This window comes from Paenibacillus xylanexedens, from assembly GCF_007676705.1.
GTDB classification, from domain to species: domain Bacteria; phylum Bacillota; class Bacilli; order Paenibacillales; family Paenibacillaceae; genus Paenibacillus; species Paenibacillus xylanexedens_C.
The window spans coordinates 1-324 of sequence record NZ_VEBF01000119.1 but is presented as its reverse complement, the minus strand read 5'-3'; the positions used below and the strand labels follow the sequence as shown (position 1 = coordinate 324).

Annotated in this window: 1 protein-coding gene; it reads right to left on the bottom strand. The window is 48.5% G+C overall.

Annotated features, from left to right (window positions below):
* Positions 1 to 9: 9 nt before the first annotated feature.
* Entirely contained in the window at positions 10 to 246 is a 237-nt protein-coding gene (locus tag FS628_RS30305; RefSeq protein ID WP_145326663.1) for a hypothetical protein, read from the bottom strand.
* Positions 247 to 324 lie beyond the last annotated feature (78 nt).

The following is a 324-nucleotide window of genomic DNA, read 5'->3' as shown; positions in this document are numbered from 1 at the left end:
CTCCACATCCTACCACGTACACTTATAAGTCTGCGCCACCACTGCATATAACTGCTTCACACGTGCCCACGCCCCCACCTGCTTCTCCTCAATCCCATACTCCATCACTGCAATGATATCCTTCCTACCACTCTCTCCAATCATCCCCACATCCATCACAATCCTTCTTCCCCCATCTCCCACCCTACCACCTTCCCCACGGCCCCCCCCTTCCACCACATTCAATCCACCCATCCACTCCTTCATCTCCACCACCCTCATTTCCTTTTACCAATAAAATATTACACATCTTCAATTTTCCCCCCTTAAATAAAATATATTACT

What these genes read in the sequence shown, in the direction of transcription:
- FS628_RS30305 (WP_145326663.1), bottom strand. Translation starts at nt 246, where the DNA reads ATGAAGGAGTGGATGGGTGGATTGAATGTGGTGGAAGGGGGGGGCCGT.